Consider the following 3,252-nt stretch of genomic DNA (forward strand, 5'->3'; position numbering starts at 1 on the left):
TGATAAGGTTGGCGGCGACCGACTCTCCCACCGATGAAGGCAGTACCATAGGCGCTCCGGGGCTTAACGACTCTGTTCGGAATGGGAAGAGGTGAACACCCGGGCTAAAGCCACCATTATCAATTCAGCATAGGTTGCGTGTTCGCACAAGCTAGCTGTGAAATTCGACATAGAGGCAGCGTAAAAGAAAAAGTAAGCGCGTCTGCGTCTGCACGCAGGAGCTTGTTTGCTACAGAAGTGTTCGAGCCCTTAGTACCCCTCGGCTATGCCATTTCTGACTTTACACCTGGGGCCTATCAACGTCCTAGTCTCGAACGGCTCTTAAATCGGATATCTCATCTTCAGGTGAGTTTCGCACTTAGATGCTTTCAGCGCTTATCTCATCCCAGCGTCGCTACCCAGCACTGCACCTGGCGGCACAACTGGCAGACGAGCGGCTGGTCCAACTCGGTCCTCTCGTACTAAAGTCAGGTCCTGTCAAATATCCCACGCCCACCACAGATAGGGACCGAACTGTCTCACGACGTTCTGAACCCAGCTCGCGTGCCACTTTAATCGGCGAACAGCCGAACCCTTGGGACCTTCTCCAGCCCCAGGACGTGACGAGCCGACATCGAGGTGCCAAACCTCCCCGTCGATATGAGCTCTTGGGGGAGATCAGCCTGTTATCCCCGGCGTACCTTTTATCCTTTGAGCGATGGCCCTTCCATGCGGAACCACCGGATCACTATATCCGTCTTTCGACCCTGCTCGGCTTGTAGGCCTCACAGTCAAGCCCGCTTCTGCTATTGCGCTCTACATCCGGTTACCAAGCGGATTGAGCGGACCTTTGAAAGCCTCCGATACTTTTTTGGAGGCGACCACCCCAGTCAAACTACCCAGCAGACACTGTCTCCGTTTCCACAGATTAGGCACCAAACAACACAAGGGTGGTATTTCAACGGCGACTCCCCAAAACCTAGCGGCCCTGGCTCAACGTCTCCCACCTATGCTACACATGTGTTGTCCAGCGTCAATGTCAACCTATAGTAAAGGTGCACGGGGTCTTTCCGTCCCGTGGCGGGTACTCGGCATCTTCACCGAGACTACAATTTCACCGAGCTCACGGCTGAGACAGCGCCCAGATCGTTACACCATTCGTGCAGGTCGGAACTTACCCGACAAGGAATTTCGCTACCTTAGGACCGTTATAGTTACGGCCGCCGTTTACCGGGGCTTCGATTCAAACCTTCGCACTTGCGCACTAAGTTCCCCTCTTAACCTTCCGGCACCGGGCAGGTGTCAGGCCTTATACGTCCGCTTACGCGTTAGCAAAGCCATGTGTTTTTGTTAAACAGTCGCCTGGGCCTTTTCACTGCGGCTTCTCGTGTTGCCACGAGGAAGCGTCCCTTCTCCCGAAGTTACAGGACCATTTTGCCGAGTTCCTTGGCCGTGATTCACTCGAGCGCCTCAGGATTCTCTCCTTGACTACCTGTGTCGGTTTGCGGTACGGGTTATAAAGCAGTAAACGCTTAGCAGGTTTTCTTGGCAGTCTGATTAGGTACACTATCCCGTTGGCCGAAGCCGCAAGGTACTATCAGGTTTCAGCAAAGCCGGCGTACTTAACTACCAGCCCTATACCTACACCCTTTAACGAGCACTTCCGTCCGCTCGCGGTACTTTCACTACTGCGTCACTGCATCACTCCACTTCATAAGTGCTGGAATATCAACCAGCTGTCCATCGACGTAGCCTCTCGGCCTAGCCTTAGGTCCCGACTAACCCTGCTCCGATTAGCGTTGAGCAGGAAACCTTAGTCTATCGGCGAGGGGGTTTCGCACCCCCTTTATCGTTACTCATGCCTACATGTGCTTTTCTGGCCGCTCCACCATGCCTGACGACACAGCTTCACCGCTGACCAGAATGCTCCCCTACCACTTAACAACTAAATGTTAAATCCATTGCTTCGGTACCGGACTTGATGCCCGCGTATTATCGATGCCCTCTCGCTCGACCAGTGAGCTGTTACGCACTCTTTAAAGGAATGGCTGCTTCCAAGCCAACCTCCTGGCTGTCAAAGCAAGTGGACCTCCTTTGTTCAACTTAGTCCGAATTTAGGGACCTTAGCAGATGGTCTGGGTTCTTTCCCTCTCGGCCTGGGACCTTAGCACCCCAAGCCTCACTGCCGGCTATATTACATGGCATTCGGAGTTCATCAGGATTCGGTAGGCTGTGACACCCCCTAGTCCTATTGGTAGCTCTACCTCCATGTAACTCTACGCCGACGCTGTACCTAAATACATTTCGGGGAGTACGAGCTATTTCTCAGTTTGATTGGCCTTTCACCCCTACCCTCAAGTCATCCAAATCCTTTTCAACGGAAACTGGTTCGGTCCTCCAGTTGGTGTTACCCAACCTTCAACCTGCTCAAGGGTAGCTCACAAAGTTTCGCGTCTACCCCCTCTGACTCTGCGCCCTATTCAGACTCGCTTTCGCTGCGGCTCCACGCTTCCAAGCGTTTAACCTTGCCAGAGAGGAGTAACTCGTAGGCTCATTATGCAAAAGGCACGCTATCAGGCCACTAAAACCCTCTAACTGCTTGTAGGCACACGGTTTCAGGTTCTTTTCACTCCGGTATTCCCGGTTCTTTTCACCTTTCCCTCACGGTACTAGTTCACTATCGGTCTCTCAGGAGTATGTAGCCTTAGCGGATGGTGCCGCTGGATTCAGAGGGGATTTCTCCGGTCCCCCCCTACTCAGGAATCCTCTACCGTATAGTATCAGCTCGCTTACCGGACTCTCACCGTCTATGGTTGGCCTTCCCATGCCATTCAGCTAAAATACTATAATCAGATGTTGAGGTCCTACAACCCCGGACTGGCCGTAACCAACCCGGTTTGGGCTCCTCCCCGTTCGCTCGCCACTACTTGGGGAATCATTGTTATTTTCTTTTCCTCCGGGTACTTAGATGTTTCAGTTCCCCGGGTTTGCCCCTCTCCTCATACAAGGAAAGGCCCTAGTTCTTCAAACTAGTGGGTTGCCCCATTCGGAAATCAACGGATCAAAAGGTATGTGCCCTTCCCCGTCGCTTATCGCAGCTTATCACGTCCTTCATCGCCTCTGAGAGCCTAGGCATCCCCCGTGTGCCCTTCTCTACTTCTCGTAGAGCAACTGCCCGTAGGCAGTTGCGGCTCGGGTGACTAACCATAGGTTAATCACTCTTATTGCTTTCTTTTTCTTTTACTCTGTTTTCCTCTATGTCAAAGAACGTGT

At 52.7% G+C, this 3,252-nt stretch carries 2 rRNA genes; both read right to left on the reverse strand.

From position 1 onward, the window contains the following. Window positions 1-6: 6 nt before the first annotated feature. Window positions 7-118 (reverse strand): 5S ribosomal RNA (rrf, locus tag D0N36_RS19150). Window positions 119-230: 112 nt separating this feature from the next. Further along, a 23S ribosomal RNA gene (locus D0N36_RS19155) occupies window positions 231-3,142 on the reverse strand. Window positions 3,143-3,252: the final 110 nt, after the last annotated feature.

The organism is Hymenobacter lapidiphilus (genome assembly GCF_003417065.2).
Classification (GTDB): domain Bacteria; phylum Bacteroidota; class Bacteroidia; order Cytophagales; family Hymenobacteraceae; genus Hymenobacter.